We start from the raw sequence: 15,839 nt of genomic DNA, 5'->3' as shown, positions 1-15,839 counted from the left end.
AGATCATGAGACGTCTGCAGATCATCTTGTGCGGTTCCAGCCGGGCCTTGCGGGCCTTGGGCGCCGCCTTGCGCGAGTACGGGCACCAGGTGGACGAAGCCGGCGGCCCCGCCGACCTGCTGATCGAGGACGGCAGCGCCCCCGTGCCCGCTGGCCCCCGCTGCCTGCACCTGGGCCTGCGCGTCAGCCTCGCCAACGGTGTAGCGCCACTGCCCAGCGTGCAGTGGCAATGCTGGGCGGGCAGCGCCCAGGCCCAGCGGCTGATTATTTGCCAGGCACAGGCAACGCCGCCCAGCGGCAACGGCGCCATGCTCAGCGCGCAGGTCATCGAGAGCCTGGTGGAGCGGCTGACCCTGGAGGTCAGCCGCCTGTCCCGCGACCCACAGCACTTCGCCCGCTGGCCGGCCTGCGACGCCGCGGGGCTGGCCGGCCAGCAGGGGTTGCAGGCCCTTGAAGTGCTGGCCTACCAACACGCCTTCAACCAGACCCGACAACCGCAATGGCTGGACAGCGCGCAGCCGGCACTGGTGGAACAGCTACAGGCCAGCCTGCTACGCCATGCGCGCCAGCCAGCGTTGCTGTGGAGCGATGGCAGCCTGAGCTACGGGCAACTGCATGCCCAGGCGTTGGCGATACGCAGTGCCCTGCAACCCTGGCTGGACCGCGCCCAGCCCCCAGTGATCGGCGTGTGCCTGGGCAAGTCGCCGGCGCTGTATGCCGCGCTGCTGGCGGTGCTGGGTAGCGGCGCCGTGTTCCTGCCCATGGACCCCAGCCACCCGCCCCGGCGGCTGCAAGCAATCGCCGAAAACGCCGGCGCCGCCCTGTTGCTGCACAGCGGCAGCGCCCCGTTTCAAGCGCAAGGCATGGCCTGCCTGGGGGTTGAGGGGCTGCCAGCGGCCACGCGCACCCTGCTGTTCGATCAAACGCCGGGCAGCGAGGCGCCCGCGGTGGCCATCTACACCTCCGGCACCACCGGGCAGCCCAAGGGCGTGCTGCTCTGCCACGCCAACCTCAACCACTTCCAGACCTGGTACCGCCAGCATGTGGCGCTGGGCAGCCAGAGCCGGGTGCTGCAGTTTTCCACCATCGGCTTCGACGCCTCGTTGCTCGACATCCTGCCCACCTTCATCGCCGGGGCGACCCTGGTGCTGCCCAGCGAAGACCAGCGCCGCGACCCCGAGCAACTGGTGGCGCTCATCAATGGCCTGGAGGTCAGCCACGCGTTCCTGCCGCCAGCGCTGCTGAGCATCCTGCCCGCCGACCGGCCGCTGGCGTTGCAGCATCTGGTCACCGGTGGCGACGTGTGCGAGCCGGCGGCGCTGGCCAACTTCGCCGCCCACTGCCAGTTGCACAATATCTACGGCCCCACGGAAACCACGATCCTGGCGACCACCCGCCGCATGCAGCCGGGGGATAACCCGCGCCTGCTGGGCCAGCCTATCGCCAACACGCAGGTGCTGATCCTCGACGAGGACGGCCAGCCGGTCGCCGACAACACCCCCGGCGAGTTGTACATCGCCGGCGCCGGCACCGGCCTGGGCTACCTGAACAACCCGGCCTTGAGCGCGGAGCGTTTCGTCAGCCTGGCGCTGCCCGATGGCCAGCGGCTGGCCGCCTACCGCACCGGCGATATCGGCCAGTGGTGCGACGACGGCATTGCCCTGGCCGGGCGGCGGGACAACCAGGTGAAGATCCGCGGCTTCCGCGTCGAGCCCGAGGAGGTCGAGCACTGCCTGCGCGCCAGCGGCCAGTTCGGCCAGGTGGCCGTGGTGGTGGACGCGCAGAAGCGCCTGCTGGCGTTCGTTGCACAGCCGCGCCAGGCCGACGCGCTGGCGCACCTGACCGCTCACGCCCAGGCCCACCTGGCCGACTACATGCGCCCGCTGCACTACAGCGAACTGGCCGTGCTGCCAGCCACCCCGAACGGCAAGGTCGACCGCCATGCGCTGCTGGCGATACCCCAGGCCGCGGCCCGCGACAAGCCACGGCAAGCGCCCGCCAACGCCGCCGAGGCGAAGCTACTGGCGTTGTGGAGCGAATTGCTGGAACTGCCTGGCGAGCAGATCTGCACCCAGGACAGCTTCTTCAACCTGGGTGGCCATTCCATCCTGCTGTCGCAGATGCTGCTGCAGATTCGCGAGCGCTTCGGCACGGGCATTTCCATCAACCGCTTCATCGAACAACCGACCCTGCAGCGCCTGGCCGAACTGGTGGCCGGCGTGCAGGACCAGGTGCGCCAGGTCAGCCCCCAGGCGTTGAGCGACGCCTTCCGCGAACTGGATATCCACGCCCTGCCCATGGACCGCCTGGGCGACGTGCACAAGGTGGTGGTCACCGGCGCCAACAGTTTCCTCGGCGTGCACATCGTCGAGGCGCTGCTGGCCTGGGGCGCCACCGAGGTGGCGTGCCTGGTGCGTGCGCAGCCCGGCGCCAGCGCCAGCGAACGCTTCCAGCAGGCGCTGGACGAGAACCGCCTGCAGCACCTGGACCTCAGCCGCGTGCGCGTGCACGCCGCCGACATCACCCAGCCAAAACTGGGCTTGAGCGATGCGGTGTACGCGGATATCGACCAGCGCTACGGCGCACTTATCCACAATGCCGCGGTGGTCAACCACGTGCTCGACTACGAGGCGCTGGCGGCCAGCAACGTCGAGCCGGTGTTCCACTGCCTGCGCCTGTGCGAAGGGCGCAGCAAGAAAATCTTCAATTTCGTCTCCACCCTGTCGGCCTCCAGCGTCATCGACGCCGACGGCAACGTGCGCGAGGAACCGCCGGCCGACACCCCGCCCATCTACATCCGCAACGGCTACAACCTGTCCAAGTGGGTGGCCGAACGCATCCTCCAGCGCGCCCGCGAGCAAGGTGTGTGGGCCAACCTCTACCGCCCCGGCAACATCACCTTCAACAGCCGCACCGGGGTGTGCCAGCCGCACCGCAACCGGTTGATGCTGATGCTCAAGGGCTCGCTGCAGCTGGGCCAGGTGCCAGCGCTGAGCCTCAACTTCGACCTGATGCCGGTGGATTTCCTGGCGCGCTTCCTGGCCTTCCACAGCAGCCGCTACCAGGCCCGCCACGCGGTGTTCAACCTGCACAACCCCGAACCATTGAGCTGGGCCAGCTACGTGGCGGCGTTCCGCGAGGCGGGGCGCGACTTCGAGCTGGTCAGCGTGGCCCAGTGGCAACAGCAGCTGGGCCGGGTGGACGCCGACAACGCGCTGTTCGGCGTGCTGGGCTTCTACCTCGACGGCTTCGAAGAAGACATCGGCGACATCTCGCGCATCGACCACGGCAACGCCCGCGACGGCGTGCAGCGCATGGGCGAGCGCTACCCCAGCAAGACCCCGGCGCTGCTGCGCAAGGGTTGCGCGTACCTGAAGGAAATCCAGTTCATCTGAGTCATCCCCACCCCAAGGAGAAGCACCATGAACGCACTCGTACCCGATACCCTGATCCGTCACCCCCAGGGCTGCACCGTCAGCGCTGAAGTGGCCATTAACGCCGACGCCGATGCGGTGTGGGCGCTGGTTGGCAACTTTGCCGGTTTCAACAAGTTCATCCCGGCGCTGGCGCGCATCGACATGCTCGGCGAAGGGCCGCGCTCGTTGCGCATCAAGCACTTCGCCGATGGCGAGAACATTGTCGTCGAGCAACTCAACAGCCATGACAGCCAGGCGCGGCGCATGACCTGGAGCCTGATCTACACCACCCTGGACATCGGCAACCTGTGGGCCTCCATGGAGGTATTCGCCGATGGCCCGGGCAGGTCCCGGGCGTTGTGGACCATCCAGGGGGAGCCTGCGAAGGGCGGTGCCGAGGCCCTGCCTGGGTTCAAGCAGTTCCTGCAGGGCTTTGCCGATGACGCCATGGGTAACGCCCGCAAGCTGTTCGAATAACCTGTGTTTTGTGGGAGCTGGCTTGCCAGCGAGTTTTTCGCGCCTCAACAGCTCGCTGGCAAGCCAGCTCCCACAACCGCTGCCCAACGTCCGGGTTGTTGCAAAATGTGCAAAGCTTCATGAAAATAAGACTAATTATCATTCATGCAGTTTCGCGCAGCGCATCCTCATGCCCTCCCAAGAAAATGTCGTGCACTCGCTCTACCATCACCACCACGGCTGGCTCAACGCCTGGCTGCGCAGCCGGCTGGGCAACGCCGCCGATGCCGCGGACCTGGCCCAGGACACCTTCCTGCGCCTGCTGCAGCGCACCGAACGCCTGGAGCTGAGCGCGCCGCGCGCGTTCCTGCGCACCATCGCCCGGGGCCTGGTGATTGACCACTGGCGCCGCGAGGAACTGCACCGCGCCTACCTGGAAACCATCGCCCACCTGCCCGCCGCCCAAGTGCCGTGCCTGGAAACCCGCGCGTTGCTGCTGGAGCTGCTGGAAGGCATCGCGCGCCTGCTCGACGGCCTGAAGCCCAAGGTGCGCAAGGCGTTCCTGCTGTCCCAGTGCGAAGGCATGCGCCACCAGGACATCGCCGCACAGATGGGCATTTCCCTGCGCTCGGTGGAGCGCTACGTGGCTGATGCGCTCTACCACTGCTACGTGCTGCGCTATGAACACTGAGCCGGGCGCCGTGCCCGACCCGCAGATGGTGCGCCAGGCCATCGACTGGATGCTGCGCATGGGCAGCGAACGCGCCAGCCCGCGCCTGCAACGCCAGTGCGCCGACTGGCGCGCGGCCGACCAGCGCCACGAACTGGCCTGGCAGCGCATCCAGGCCATGAGCCAGGAAGTGGCCAGCCACTACCGCGCCGTGCCAGGTGCCGGCCAGGCACTGGAAGCCAGCGCCCAGCGCCTGGGCCGGCGCCAGGCGCTGAAGCTGCTGGGCGTGGTGGCGCTGCTGGGCAGCGCCGGCTGGTTGGGCCGCGACCTTGAGCAGTGGCAACAATGGTCATCGGACTTCGCCACCGGCGTCGGCGAGCAACGCCGCTTCAACCTGCCCGATGGCTCGCAGCTGCAACTCAACACCCACAGCGCCGCCGACCTGCGCTTCAACGCCCGGCAACGGCTGGTCAGCCTCAGGCATGGCGAAATAATGATCAGCTGCCAGCCCGACTCGCGCCCGTTCCAGGTGAGCAACCGCGACGGCCTGTTCGAAACCGCGCAAGGGCGTTTCAGCGTGCGCCAGCAGGACACCTGCACGCGCCTGAGCGTGACCAGCGGCAAGGTCGCGATCTACCCGGCCCAGGGCGGCGCGCTGACCTGGGCCCAGGCGGGCCAGAGCTGGCAGCTGGACCAGCAGGGCCTACGCCTAATCGCCCGCCCGGACATGGACATGGGTGCCTGGGCCGACGGCCTGATCGTCACCCGCGACATGCGCCTGCAGGCGTTCCTCGAGGAAGTGGGGCGCTACCGCCACGGCTACCTGGGCTGCGCCAGCGGGATCGCCGACCTGCGCCTGTCCGGCGTCTTCCGCCTGGCCGACACCGACGCGCTGCTGGCCCTGCTGCCACAGACCCTGCCGGTACAGGTGCGCACCCGCACGCGGTTCTGGGTGCAGCTGGAACCGGCGTGAGCGGCGGAAAATTTTTTGGCGGGTTTTGCCGCGCCAACCGGCTTGGACAGTAATCAACCTGTTCATGCCCCTTTGGAACCGCACCATGACCGGCAAAACCCCCGCACTCTCCCTGCTGCTGTCCACCGCCATGGGCCTGGCCGCCCTGCCCCTGGCGGCCAACGCCGCCGCTGTCGACACCCCCCAGGCCGCCAACCGCAGCTACGACATCGCCGCCGGCAGCCTGGGCGATGCGCTGAACCAGTTCGCCCGCCAGGCCGGCATCACCCTGGCCGCCACCCCGGCGCAGACCCAGGGCAAGCAAAGCGCTGGGCTGCATGGCAGCTACGATATCGAACAGGGCTTGAGCACCTTGCTGGCCGGCAGCGGCCTGCGCGCCAGCAGCGCCGACGGTGCCAGCTTCATCCTGCAAGCCACCCAGGACCAGGCCATGACCCTGCCCAGCACCGACGTGCGTGGCTTTGCCCTGGGCAACGCGCTGGGCAGCATGGACGGCTACAACGCCACCCACAGCCAGGTGGCCACCAAGACCAGCACCGCCCTGCTGGAAACCTCGCAGAGCGTGTCGGTGGTCACCCGCCAGCAGATGGACGACCAGGGCGCGCAGACCGTGTCGCAGACCATGCGCTACACCCCCGGCGTGCTGACCAACCCCTACGGCGCCACGCACCGCTACGACTACGTGGCCATGCGCGGCTTCAACGACGGCTCGGTGGACAACATCTACATCGATGGCCTCAAGTCCATGGGCGACAGCGGCACCTACAGCACCATGCAGATCGACCCATATTTCCTGGAACGGGTCGACATTCTGAAAGGGCCATCGTCGGTGCTCTACGGGCGCAGTTCGCCCGGCGGCCTGGTGGCGCTGACCACCAAGAAGCCGCTGTACGAGGCCTACCACGAGATCCAGGCCACCGTCGGCACCCAGGGCCAGCACGGCGTGGGCTTCGACTTCAGCGGCCCGCTGGATGACGACAAGCGCATTGCCTACCGCGTCACCGGCCTTACCCACGAGGCCGACACCCAGTTCGACCACAACGAAGAAAAGCGCTACGCCATCGCGCCCACCCTGAGCATCGACTTCGACGAAGACACCTCGCTGACCCTGCAGGCCTACCTGCAGCACGACCCCGAGGGCGGCTACCACGGCGGCCTGCCTGCCGACGGCCTGCTGCACCAGCACAATGGCCAGCGCATCTCCGAGCACTTCTTCGAGGGCGAACCTGGGGTGGATCATTACAGCCGCGACCAGCAGTCGTTCGGCTACCAGTTCGAGCATCGCTTCAACGACGTCTTCACCGCGCGGCAGAACTTCCGCTACCTGGACTCCAAGGTCGACCTGGCCCAGGTCTACGGCTACGGCTGGGTGTCGCCCAGCAGCAACGAGCTGAACCGCTACTACTCGGGCGCCAGCGAGAAGCTGCACTCGTTCATCATCGACAACATGCTGCAGGCCGAATACTTCACCGGCGCCGCCAAGCACACCACCCTGCTGGGCCTGGACTATCAACGGCGCAAGACCGTGGTCGACTGGACCAGCGGCTCGCTGGCGCCCATCGATGCGTTCAACCCGGTGTACGGCAACTCCACCATCAGCTACTACAGCCCCACCAGCTACCTGCGCCGCCTGCAGCAGACCGGCGTGTACCTGCAGGACCTGATCGAGCTGGACAAATGGCGTTTCTCCCTGGGTGTGCGCCAGGACTGGGTGAAGACCTCGGATGAAAACCGCATCGCCGAATACAACCGCCCGCTGGGCACCACCATCAGCGACGAGCGCAGCAAGCTGACCACCCGCGCCGGCGTGCTCTACCTGTTCGACAACGGCATCGCGCCGTACCTCAGCTACTCGGAGTCGTTCAACCCCAACTCCTACTCCGACGCCAGCGGCAACCCGCTGCCACCCACCGACGGCACCCAGTGGGAAGCCGGCCTGAAGTACCAACCGCCGGGCTCGGACAACCTCTACACCGCCTCGGTGTTCCGCATCGACCAGGAAAACCTGGCCACCAAGCTGCCCCAGGAAAACTTCTACCGCGCCATCGGCGCCGTGCGTTCCCAAGGCGTGGAGCTGGAAGCGCACCTGCAACTCACCGACAACCTGAAACTGCTGGGCAGCTACACCTTCACCGACCTCAAGTACACCAAGTCGATGATCAGCACCCTGAGCACCGCCGACAACCTCATCGAGAACAAGGGCAACTCGCCCACCCAGGCGCCGCGGCAGATGGCGTCGATGTGGGCGGACTACAAATTCAGCGACGGCGCGCTGGATGGCCTGCGCCTGGGCGCTGGCGTGCGGTACGTGGGGTACAGCTGGGCCGATGCCGAGAACACCACGAAGGTGCCGGCCTATACCCTCTACGATGCCTCGGTGGGCTACGACCTGGGCAAGCTGGGGCTCAAGGGCCTGGACCTGCGGGTGAACGCCAACAACCTGACCAACGAGAAGTACGTGGCCACCTGCGCCAGCCTGAACTTCTGCTACGTGGGCGAGGAGCGCAACGTGGCGGCGACCTTGAGTTATCGGTTCTGAACCCCGGACGCGGCCTGCGGCCGCTGCTACAAACCTTCGGCACCGTCGCTCTGTAGCAGCGGCCGAAGGCCGCGTCAGGCATCACACGTTATATTCGGTCTCAAGCTCATCGAGTTGGTGATCGAACGCACGCAACCGGGCCGACCAGGTGTACACCAGGGTCTCCATCTCGCGGTCCACCACCGCACCACCCTTGATGGTGGTGCGCGGGTCGCAGAAGTCCAACAGGTAGCGCTGGCGCGCCAGCGCCGTGGCCACGGTGGACAGCTCGCGGGCGTTGTCCAGCCAGTGCCATTGGCTGTCGTGGATCTCTTCGTCGAGGCCCTCGCACTGGCGCTTCAGCGCCTCCAGGGATTTCTCCAGCGGCGTGCCCGCCAGGTCACCCATCACCTCCTGGAAAGTGCGCCCGGGTTGCCAGTAGCTGCCCCAGAAATAACGGTCGAACACGGTCTCGACCTTGCGCAGGGCAACCTTGGTGTCCCAGATGCGTACCAGGGTGTGGCCCTGGGTTTCTCGTCGTTTTTTCAGCTGGGCGTTTTCGTGCGCCGACCAGGCCAGTACCGCCATCGCCAGCACGCCGATCAGGCCCAGCGCGCTATTGAAGAACACTAGGGCCTGCTCGATTCGGTGGGCCTGGACGACCCCGTAGAAGTAGGTGGCAGTGATCAATCCGAGCGCCGTGGTGGCGCACCAGAAGCCAGGAGCATAGGAATCTTTCATAGTTATTATCATCCCATTGACCCGGGGCCAGTGATGACTGAAAGAATCCGCGTGAGTACCGCCGCGCGGTCATGAACAGACCACAGGAACCCGATAAATCAGAGCATAGGACAGCTTGCGGCGAGTGTTGCCTGCAAAAGTCAAAAGCACGGCGGCAGCGGATAAGCGGCAGGGTCAGCGCACTTTGTGCAGCAGTTCGTTGAGCTGGTCGATGACTTCCGCCCAGTCGGCGTCCTCGAGGATTTCGTCGCGCAGGAAGGCGGCCTGGGCAGGTGTCCAGAAGAACGCCTCATGCAGTTTCAGGCCGGGCTTGAGCGGCGAGTGGCTGGTGACGAAGCGCTCGATTTCCACTGGCGAGGACGCCAGGCCCAGCTGATCGAACAGGGCGGGCAGGCTATGGCTGGGCGATTCCATGTGGGTACCCTCGGGGTCAACTAAACTCTTATTAAAGGTAACTTTGACGCTGGCGTCGAGGGGCAACCCCGGAGGTTCATGTGGGCGCTGTGATTGTGCTGACCGTCAACCAGGCAGCAGTCGGGTTGATCCTTTTCGGCCTGGTCATGCTGGCCATCGAAGCGCTGCTGCCGACCTATGGCGTGCTGGGCGTGGGTGGCCTGGTGGTGCTGTTGCTGGGCGTGGTGGTACTGGTGGATGCCCAGGGGCCGGATATCGCGGTGTCGGGCACACTGCTGTTGGCCATGGCGGCCGTGGCGGTGGTGCTGGTGATCACGGTGCTGACCATGGCCATCAGCGCGGCACGACGGCGGCCGGTGGGTGGCGACAGCGAACTGGTAGGCCAGGTGACGCCGGTGTCGGCGCTGCAATCGGACAACCCCTGCGCCGGCTGGGTGCAGCTGCAAGGCGAGCAATGGCAGGTGCGCTGCGAGGCGCCACTGCAACAGGGCGAGCCGGTGAAGGTGCTGGCCCGCCGCGGCGTGCAGTTGGAAGTGGCCGCGGCGAAACCGCCCACGGGAGCGTGAACCATGTTCATCGAAATCGGCTACACCGCCGTGCTGGTGGTGCTGTTCCTGCTGGCGCTGTCCACCTTTCGGATATTGCGTGAATACGAGCGCGGCGTAGTGTTCCAGCTGGGGCGCTTCTGGCAGGTTAAAGGCCCGGGGCTGATCATCCTGATCCCGGTGGTGCAACAGATGGTGCGCGTCGACCTGCGCACCGTGGTGCTGGACGTGCCACCCCAGGATGTCATCACCCGCGACAACGTGTCGGTGAAGGTCAATGCCGTGCTGTACTTCCGCGTGCTGGACCCGCAGAAGGCGATCATCCAGGTCGAGGACTTCCTGATGGCCACCAGCCAACTGGCGCAGACCACCTTGCGTGCGGTGCTGGGCAAGCATGAGCTGGACGAGTTGCTGGCCGAACGTGAGCGGCTGAACATGGACATCCAGCAGGTGCTGGACGCGCAGACCGACGTGTGGGGCATCAAGGTGGCCAACGTCGAGATCAAGCACGTGGACCTCAACGAATCCATGGTACGCGCCATCGCCAAACAGGCCGAAGCCGAGCGCGAGCGCCGCGCCAAGGTGATCCACGCCGAGGGCGAGCTGCAGGCCTCGGAAAAACTCGCCCAGGCGGCCGAAATGCTCGGCCGCCAGCCGGGCGCCATGCAGCTGCGCTACATGCAGACCCTGAGCGCCATCGCCGGCGACAAGACCTCGACCATCGTCTTCCCGCTGCCCATCGAACTGCTCAAGGGCATGGCCGACCTGTCCGCCAAACCCTGACACCCCAGACGCCGCCTCCCGTAGCAGCTGCCGAAGGCTGCGTCCGGCAGCGCCACGGTGCAAGCCCAGGGACGCCGCCTGGCGGCAGCTGCTACGGGGTCGTTTGATGCTGTTGCGGGGTTTCCCAACCGCCACCCAACGCCAGGAACACGTTGATCTGCTGCATCGCCACCTGGGTGTTGGCGGCGGACAGCTGGGCGGTCACGTCGGTGTAGGTCTTGGTGGCCTGCAGGTCGGCCAGGAAGGATTCGCGGCCGGCCAGGAAGAAGCGGTGGGTCTGGTCGGCAGCCTGGCGGGCCGATTGCTCGGCGTCGGCCAGGGCGTCGCGGCGCTCCAGCAGGGCGGTGTATTGGGCAAGGCCGGTCTGGGCTTCGCGCACGGCATTCAGTACCACGCCATCGAAGTGCGCCAGGGCCGCCTGGGTGGCCACCTCGGACTCACGCACGCGGGCGCGGGCCTGGTTGCCCGGGATGGTCCAGGTGATCAGCGGGCCAAAGCCCCAGCGGTTGGTGGTGTCTTCGCCCAGGTCCTTGAGGAAGCCCACCGAACCCACGGTGGCACCGAAGCTGATGTTGGGGTACAGCTGGCCGGTAGCCACGCCGATCTCGGCGGTGGCAGCGGCCAGTTTGCGCTCGGCCTGGCGCACGTCAGGGCGGCGTTTGAGCAGCGCGGCGCCGTCACCCACGGGCATCACCTGGGCGATCTTCGGCAGCTCGGCGCAGTCGGCGGTGCCCGCCGGCAGCTGGTTGACCGGCTTGGCCAGCAGCATGGCCAGGGTGTACAACCCGGCCTGGCGCTGGGCCTCGAACTTGGGCAGGTCGGCACGCAACGACTTGAACTGCGTCTGGGTGCGCGTCACCTGGGTTTCGTCACCACGGCCAGCGTCACGCAACCGTTGGGTCAACTGCACGCCCTGCATCTGCAGGTCCAGGGACTTCTGGGCAATGTGCCGTTCTTCGTTGGCAGCGCAGATCTGCGTGTAGGAACGCACCACTTCCGCCACCAGGGTAATGCGCGCGGTGTCGGCGGCGGCCTGGGCCGCGTCGGCGTTGGCCTGGGAGGCCTCGACGCCGCGCTTCAAGGTGCCCCACAGGTCAAACTGATAGGAGGTGGTCAACGCCAGGCTGCCGACGTTGGCCACCGGGATCTTCACGCCCTGCAGGTAGGACTCGGCAGACTCCTGCAAGCGCTGCGCGCCCGCCTCGGCGGTCGTGGTGAAGCCACCGGCGTTCTGCGCTTCCTCGATCTGCACGCGGGCGCGGCTGAGGTTGGCGGCCGCGATGCGCAGGTCGGTGCTGGACACCAACGCGTCACCCACCAACTGGTCCAGGCGCGGGTCGTTGTACAGCTTCCACCAGTCCTGCGGCACCGGGGCCGACACCACGTTGCTGTCGCCCGTGGCCAGGCTGCCTTGCAGGTCGGGGCGGTTGATCGCGCCGTCCTTGGGCCGGTGGTAGTCCGGCCCCACCATCTGGCAGGCCGACAGCAGCAGCCCCAGGGCCACCGCCGAAAGACGCACGCAGTGGTTCATCGAGCGGCCTCCGCGGAGTGGCCGGTCTCGTCGACGATGGACACCGTGGCGGTACGCCCGGCGATCATGCGGAAGTGCTCCGGCACGTCGTCGAAGGCAATGCGCACGGGAATCCGCTGGGCCAGGCGCACCCAGCTGAACGCCGGGTTGATGTTGGGCAGCAGGTTGGAACCGCTGCTGCGGTCGCGGTCTTCGATGCCGGCGACGATGCTCTGCACGTGGCCGGTCAGGCGGGCGTTGTCACCCATCACGCGGATGTCGACCTTCTGCCCCACTTCGATCAGCGGCAGCTTGGTTTCCTCGAAGTAACCGTCGACGTGGAACGAGCTGCTATCCACCACCGACAGCACCGGGTGGCCGGCCGCCACGAACTCGTGGGCACGCGGCGCACGGTCGTTGAGGTAGCCATCCACCGGGCTCTTGATCACCGAGCGGTCCAGGTTCAGCTGGGCAGTGTCCACGGCCACCTGGGCCTCGGCCAGGGCTGCCTGGGCGCGGGCCAGCTTGGAGTCGCTCTCCTCCAGTTGTTCCTTGGCCACCAGGTTGCCCAGGCCCTTGTTACGGCGCGCCTCGCGTTGCGCCTGGGCCATGGTTTCCTGGCGGTCGGCCAGCGCGGCTTTCGCCTGGCGCAGGGCCAGGCTGAAGCGGTCCTGGTCGATGGTGAACAGCACCTGGCCACGCTTGACCACTTCGTTGTCGTGCACCGCCACGTCCTGGATCAGCCCGGAGACGTCAGGCGATACCTGGATCACGTCGGCACGGATGTGGCCGTCGCGGGTCCAGGGCGCGAACATGTAGTACATCACCATGCGGTAGACCACCACGGTGGCAAGGACCACCACCAGCAGGGTCAGGAGAAGGCGGCCAACGGTCAACAAGGGTTTTTTCATGTCATCAGGTTTCGGCAGAGTGCGTCCACCGCGCCTAGCATCAGCGCGTACAGACCGACGTTGAACAAGGCCCGGTGCCAGACCAGGCGATAAAAGTGCAGGCGATTGAGCACGCCGTGGACTATCAGGAACAGCACATAGGTGATAGCCATCATCACCAGCAGCGTGGGCAGGAAGATCCCGCTTACATCAATTTCACCGATCATAACGGAGCTCCATCCAGGCCTTGAGTCGGCGGCTCTGGGGCTGCGCTCGGCTCGATCACCACTTCCACACCCGGCAGCAGCGCCAGGCGCAGGCCGCTCAGCGAGTGCAGCATCTGCACCCGTGCCTCGGCCTCGTCACCCACATGCTGCTGGGCCAGCGCCCGGCGCGCACGGTCCATGGTCATGAGGATAGACATGGGCGCGGGCAACCGTTCGCGGGCCTTCAGGCAGTTGCGGAAATAACCGCCCACCTCGTCCACCACCTGGCGCACCTGGGCGCGCGGGCCCACCGGAATGCGCGGCATGTAGGCCAGCAGGTCGAGCATGTTCAGCGCCACGCGCAGGTCGCGCAGCGCGCCGCCGGTGTCCTGGCCGGTCTGGGCCAGCCGCGGCAGGTGCTGCATCAGCCGGTCGAGCATCTGCACGCCCATGGCGCGGTGCTCGGCCAGGGTGGCCTGTTCGCTGAGGCTGACAATGTCGCGCCAGCTGAAGCGGGTCATGCGCTTGGCCGCCAGCTCAGTGCCGAACGGCCGCACCATCAGGGTCCACAGGAACGCGAACAGCAGGCCCGCAGGCCCCGCGATGTTGGAGTTCAGGAAGGACAGGAAGTTGGCGTCGTAGGCGGTGTCCAGGCTGATGAAGGTGGCGCCGTTGACCAGCGTCAGCATCATGCCCAGGTTGAAGCGCGGCTGCAGGGTCAGGGTGGCCGCGGTAATGAACGGCACCGCGAACGCCAGCGCCAGCATGGGGAAATCATGCAGGTTGGGCAGAATCAGGAACAGGTAGAGGCTGGACATCACCACCGCGATCAGGGTCCAGAAGAAGAACCGGTAGATCTGCGGCGCCGGGTCGTCCATGGCAGCGAAGAAGCTGCAGGCCACGGCCGCGAGGATCACCCCGCCACCGCCATCGGCCCAGCCGGTGAAGATCCAGATCATCGACGCGACGACGATGGCCATGATGGTGGTGAACGCCGAGTACATCATCATGCCGCGGTCGAAGAACGGCGACAGCCGGCCCAAACGCCAGTGACGATACACGGCGCGCCATTGCGACTGGTCCTCGGTCTCGATGGCCAGCTGCAGGGTGCGCATGTCCTGCCACAGGTCCACCCACTCGCCCAGGCGGTACAGGGCGTTGGACAGCAGCAGGTTGCGACGGTCGTCGAGGGCTTCGGGCTCGGGCTGCAGCTCGGCCAGGCGCGCGTGCACTTGGGTCCACAACGCCGGCGAGGCGTTCTCCTTGGTTTCCTTGAGCCACTGGCGCACGTCTTCGAGCACCGGCGCCAGGATGGCGATCAACTCGGTGCGGCGCTCCACGGCGATCAGCGCGTCGTCCAGGGCGTCGATGGTGGGCAGCAGGTGAATCATGCGCCCGCGCAGTTCCTTGATGTTGCGCACGGTCTGCGGCAGCGCGCCTTCGTGGGGGATCTGGCCAATCATCAACTCCAGGGAGTTGAAGGTAGCGACCATGGACGCGCGCAGGGTGCCTACTTCGGTGGCGGTGATTTCCCGCGACAGGAAGCGATCGCTGTAGGTGGTGGCTTCCACGAACCACTTGCGCGTGGCGTCGCCGAGCACCGGCGCCAGGCGCCGTGGCCAGAAGATCGAGCCGATGACGGCGGCGCTGATCAGCCCCAGGCAAATTTCCTGGAAGCGCGCCGAGGCGATGTCGAACACCAGCGTCGGGTTGTCCACTACCGGCAGCGCGATCAGCGGCATGGTGTAGCCGGCCAGCATCAGCGCGTAGCTGTTGGCCGTGCGCAGGTGCAGGGACAGGAACAGCAGGGTGCCGGTCCAGGCTGCGACGATCAGCGCCAGCAGGAACGGCGTCTGCACGAACATGGGCACGAACAGCACCGCCGCGGCGGCGCCGACGAAGGTACCGATGCCCCGGTACAGCGCCTTGGACGTGGTAGGGCCGACGAACGGGCTGGAAACGATGTAGACGGTGGCCATGGCCCAGTAGGGGCGTGGCATTTCCAGCTTCATGGCCACGTACAGCGCCACCATCGAGGCGATGAAGGTACGCACACCGTAGAACCAGTCCCGCAGCGGCGGGACATCACTGAAAAAGGCTTTCAAGACGGCGACACCGCCGTGCCCTGCCCGGCTTCCTCGAACGCCCGCACCACGCGCAAGGCGGCTTCCAGGTCAGCGGGAGCGATGTCGTGCAGCACCTCGCGGCGCAGGCGCACCAGCTCGCCTTCGATGGCTTCGGCCAGCTCGCGGCCGGTGGCGGTCAGGCTCAGGGCCTTGGCGCGACGGTCGGTAGGGTCTTCAGTGCGAATGACGAAGCCTGACGAGCACAGCTGGTCGAGCAGGCGCACCAGGGACGGGCTCTCAAGCCCGGCGGCATGGGCCACGGTAACCTGGCGCACGCCGTCGCCCAGGCGCACGATCAGCAGCAGCGGCACCGCGCAGGCTTCGGAAATACCGTAGTTGGCCAGGGTGGTCTGGCAGATGCGGCGCCAGTGGCGGGCGGCCGTGACCATGCCACTACTGATATTGAGGTGGAGCTTGTCGAGATTCATTTGGACAGGAACACACCGATATTCATAGTTTGCTAACTATCTATATTCGGGCAAGGAATCCCCCTCCGTCAATAGTGGCGGCGAGACATTTCGCGGCGTGGCGCAAATGCCTGGCTGCCTTGTTGTTATAGACGCAACAGTGCCGTTGCGCGCGTTACAGCAG

14 protein-coding genes are annotated in these 15,839 nt (G+C 66.6%); 7 read left to right on the top strand and 7 right to left on the bottom strand.

Translation table 11 applies throughout. From position 1 onward, the window contains the following. Positions 1-5: 5 nt before the first annotated feature. The 5 genes from RAM80_RS17900 (at position 6) to RAM80_RS17880 (ending at position 8,054) form a co-directional block, all read left to right on the top strand. Entirely contained in the window at positions 6-3,395 is a 3,390-nt protein-coding gene (locus RAM80_RS17900; protein WP_416421805.1) for an amino acid adenylation domain-containing protein, read from the top strand. A gap of 27 nt (positions 3,396-3,422) precedes the next feature. Further along, the gene (locus RAM80_RS17895) at positions 3,423-3,893 is read left to right on the top strand and encodes an SRPBCC family protein (RefSeq protein ID WP_416421804.1); all 471 of its coding nucleotides are present in this window, start codon (positions 3,423-3,425) and stop codon (positions 3,891-3,893) included. Positions 3,894-4,062: 169 nt separating this feature from the next. Further along, positions 4,063-4,563 carry a sigma-70 family RNA polymerase sigma factor gene (locus RAM80_RS17890; RefSeq protein ID WP_416421803.1) on the top strand — a complete coding sequence of 167 codons (501 nt, stop codon included), beginning with the start codon at positions 4,063-4,065 and terminating at the stop codon, positions 4,561-4,563. Beyond that, positions 4,553-5,515, top strand: a complete 963-nt coding sequence (locus RAM80_RS17885) for a FecR domain-containing protein (protein WP_416421802.1) — start codon at positions 4,553-4,555, stop codon at positions 5,513-5,515. Before RAM80_RS17890 ends, RAM80_RS17885 begins: the two co-directional genes overlap by 11 nt. An 85-nt stretch (positions 5,516-5,600) precedes the next feature. Further along, positions 5,601-8,054, top strand: a complete 2,454-nt coding sequence (locus RAM80_RS17880) for a TonB-dependent siderophore receptor (protein ID WP_416421801.1) — start codon at positions 5,601-5,603, stop codon at positions 8,052-8,054. Between the two features lie 81 nt (positions 8,055-8,135). Here RAM80_RS17880 and RAM80_RS17875 read toward each other — a convergent pair whose 3' ends face one another. Both RAM80_RS17875 and RAM80_RS17870 read right to left on the bottom strand, forming a co-directional pair. Further along, positions 8,136-8,774, bottom strand: a complete 639-nt coding sequence (locus RAM80_RS17875; RefSeq protein ID WP_416421800.1) for an NADH:ubiquinone oxidoreductase subunit N — start codon at positions 8,772-8,774, stop codon at positions 8,136-8,138. Between the two features lie 174 nt (positions 8,775-8,948). After that, the gene (locus RAM80_RS17870) at positions 8,949-9,188 is read right to left on the bottom strand and encodes a DUF2789 domain-containing protein (protein WP_027980809.1); all 240 of its coding nucleotides are present in this window, start codon (positions 9,186-9,188) and stop codon (positions 8,949-8,951) included. Between the two features lie 80 nt (positions 9,189-9,268). On the opposite strand from RAM80_RS17870, the gene RAM80_RS17865 reads away from it, so the two are divergent. Continuing rightward, positions 9,269-9,754, top strand: coding sequence for an NfeD family protein (locus tag RAM80_RS17865; RefSeq protein ID WP_416421799.1), 486 nt, complete (start codon positions 9,269-9,271; stop codon positions 9,752-9,754). Between the two features lie 3 nt (positions 9,755-9,757). Continuing rightward, the gene (locus RAM80_RS17860) at positions 9,758-10,516 is read left to right on the top strand and encodes a slipin family protein (RefSeq protein ID WP_416421798.1); all 759 of its coding nucleotides are present in this window, start codon (positions 9,758-9,760) and stop codon (positions 10,514-10,516) included. A 91-nt stretch (positions 10,517-10,607) separates the two neighbouring features. Here the strand turns inward: RAM80_RS17860 and RAM80_RS17855 are convergent, their stop codons facing one another. Genes RAM80_RS17855 through RAM80_RS17835 form a run of 5 tightly spaced genes read right to left on the bottom strand, consistent with a single transcriptional unit; the run spans position 10,608 to position 15,676 of the window. Next, on the bottom strand, positions 10,608-12,047 hold the full coding sequence (locus RAM80_RS17855; RefSeq protein WP_416421797.1) for an efflux transporter outer membrane subunit: 1,440 nt from the start codon (positions 12,045-12,047) through the stop codon (positions 10,608-10,610). Next, entirely contained in the window at positions 12,044-12,937 is an 894-nt protein-coding gene (locus RAM80_RS17850) for an efflux RND transporter periplasmic adaptor subunit (RefSeq protein WP_416421796.1), read from the bottom strand. The genes RAM80_RS17855 and RAM80_RS17850 overlap by 4 nt, the downstream gene beginning before the upstream one ends. Further along, complete coding sequence (locus tag RAM80_RS17845; RefSeq protein ID WP_416421795.1) at positions 12,934-13,143, bottom strand: DUF1656 domain-containing protein; 210 nt, start codon at positions 13,141-13,143, stop codon at positions 12,934-12,936. The genes RAM80_RS17850 and RAM80_RS17845 overlap by 4 nt, the downstream gene beginning before the upstream one ends. Continuing rightward, positions 13,140-15,227: an FUSC family protein gene (locus RAM80_RS17840; RefSeq protein ID WP_416421794.1), complete on the bottom strand. Its 2,088-nt coding sequence runs from the start codon at positions 15,225-15,227 to the stop codon at positions 13,140-13,142. Before RAM80_RS17840 ends, RAM80_RS17845 begins: the two co-directional genes overlap by 4 nt. Beyond that, positions 15,224-15,676 carry a MarR family winged helix-turn-helix transcriptional regulator gene (locus tag RAM80_RS17835; protein ID WP_416421793.1) on the bottom strand — a complete coding sequence of 151 codons (453 nt, stop codon included), beginning with the start codon at positions 15,674-15,676 and terminating at the stop codon, positions 15,224-15,226. The genes RAM80_RS17840 and RAM80_RS17835 overlap by 4 nt, the downstream gene beginning before the upstream one ends. Between the last annotated feature and the right edge of the window lie 163 nt (positions 15,677-15,839).

This window comes from Pseudomonas sp. App30 (genome assembly GCF_047947025.1).
Classification (GTDB): Bacteria; Pseudomonadota; Gammaproteobacteria; order Pseudomonadales; family Pseudomonadaceae; genus Aquipseudomonas.
Note: the sequence above shows the minus strand (reverse complement) of the source record. Positions and strands in the feature narration are given on the sequence as shown.

Excerpts from the sequence above, each read along its gene's own strand:
- RAM80_RS17845 (WP_416421795.1), bottom strand. The coding sequence starts at position 13,143 with ATGATCGGTGAAATTGATGTAAGCGGGATCTTCCTGCCCACGCTGCTG.
- RAM80_RS17855 (WP_416421797.1), bottom strand. The coding sequence starts at position 12,047 with ATGAACCACTGCGTGCGTCTTTCGGCGGTGGCCCTGGGGCTGCTGCTG.
- RAM80_RS17890 (WP_416421803.1), top strand. The coding sequence starts at position 4,063 with ATGCCCTCCCAAGAAAATGTCGTGCACTCGCTCTACCATCACCACCAC.
- RAM80_RS17895 (WP_416421804.1), top strand. The coding sequence starts at position 3,423 with ATGAACGCACTCGTACCCGATACCCTGATCCGTCACCCCCAGGGCTGC.
- RAM80_RS17875 (WP_416421800.1), bottom strand. The coding sequence starts at position 8,774 with ATGAAAGATTCCTATGCTCCTGGCTTCTGGTGCGCCACCACGGCGCTC.
- RAM80_RS17880 (WP_416421801.1), top strand. The coding sequence starts at position 5,601 with ATGACCGGCAAAACCCCCGCACTCTCCCTGCTGCTGTCCACCGCCATG.
- RAM80_RS17850 (WP_416421796.1), bottom strand. The coding sequence starts at position 12,937 with ATGAAAAAACCCTTGTTGACCGTTGGCCGCCTTCTCCTGACCCTGCTG.
- RAM80_RS17870 (WP_027980809.1), bottom strand. The coding sequence starts at position 9,188 with ATGGAATCGCCCAGCCATAGCCTGCCCGCCCTGTTCGATCAGCTGGGC.
- RAM80_RS17885 (WP_416421802.1), top strand. The coding sequence starts at position 4,553 with ATGAACACTGAGCCGGGCGCCGTGCCCGACCCGCAGATGGTGCGCCAG.
- RAM80_RS17860 (WP_416421798.1), top strand. The coding sequence starts at position 9,758 with ATGTTCATCGAAATCGGCTACACCGCCGTGCTGGTGGTGCTGTTCCTG.
- RAM80_RS17835 (WP_416421793.1), bottom strand. The coding sequence starts at position 15,676 with ATGAATCTCGACAAGCTCCACCTCAATATCAGTAGTGGCATGGTCACG.
- RAM80_RS17900 (WP_416421805.1), top strand. The coding sequence starts at position 6 with ATGAGACGTCTGCAGATCATCTTGTGCGGTTCCAGCCGGGCCTTGCGG.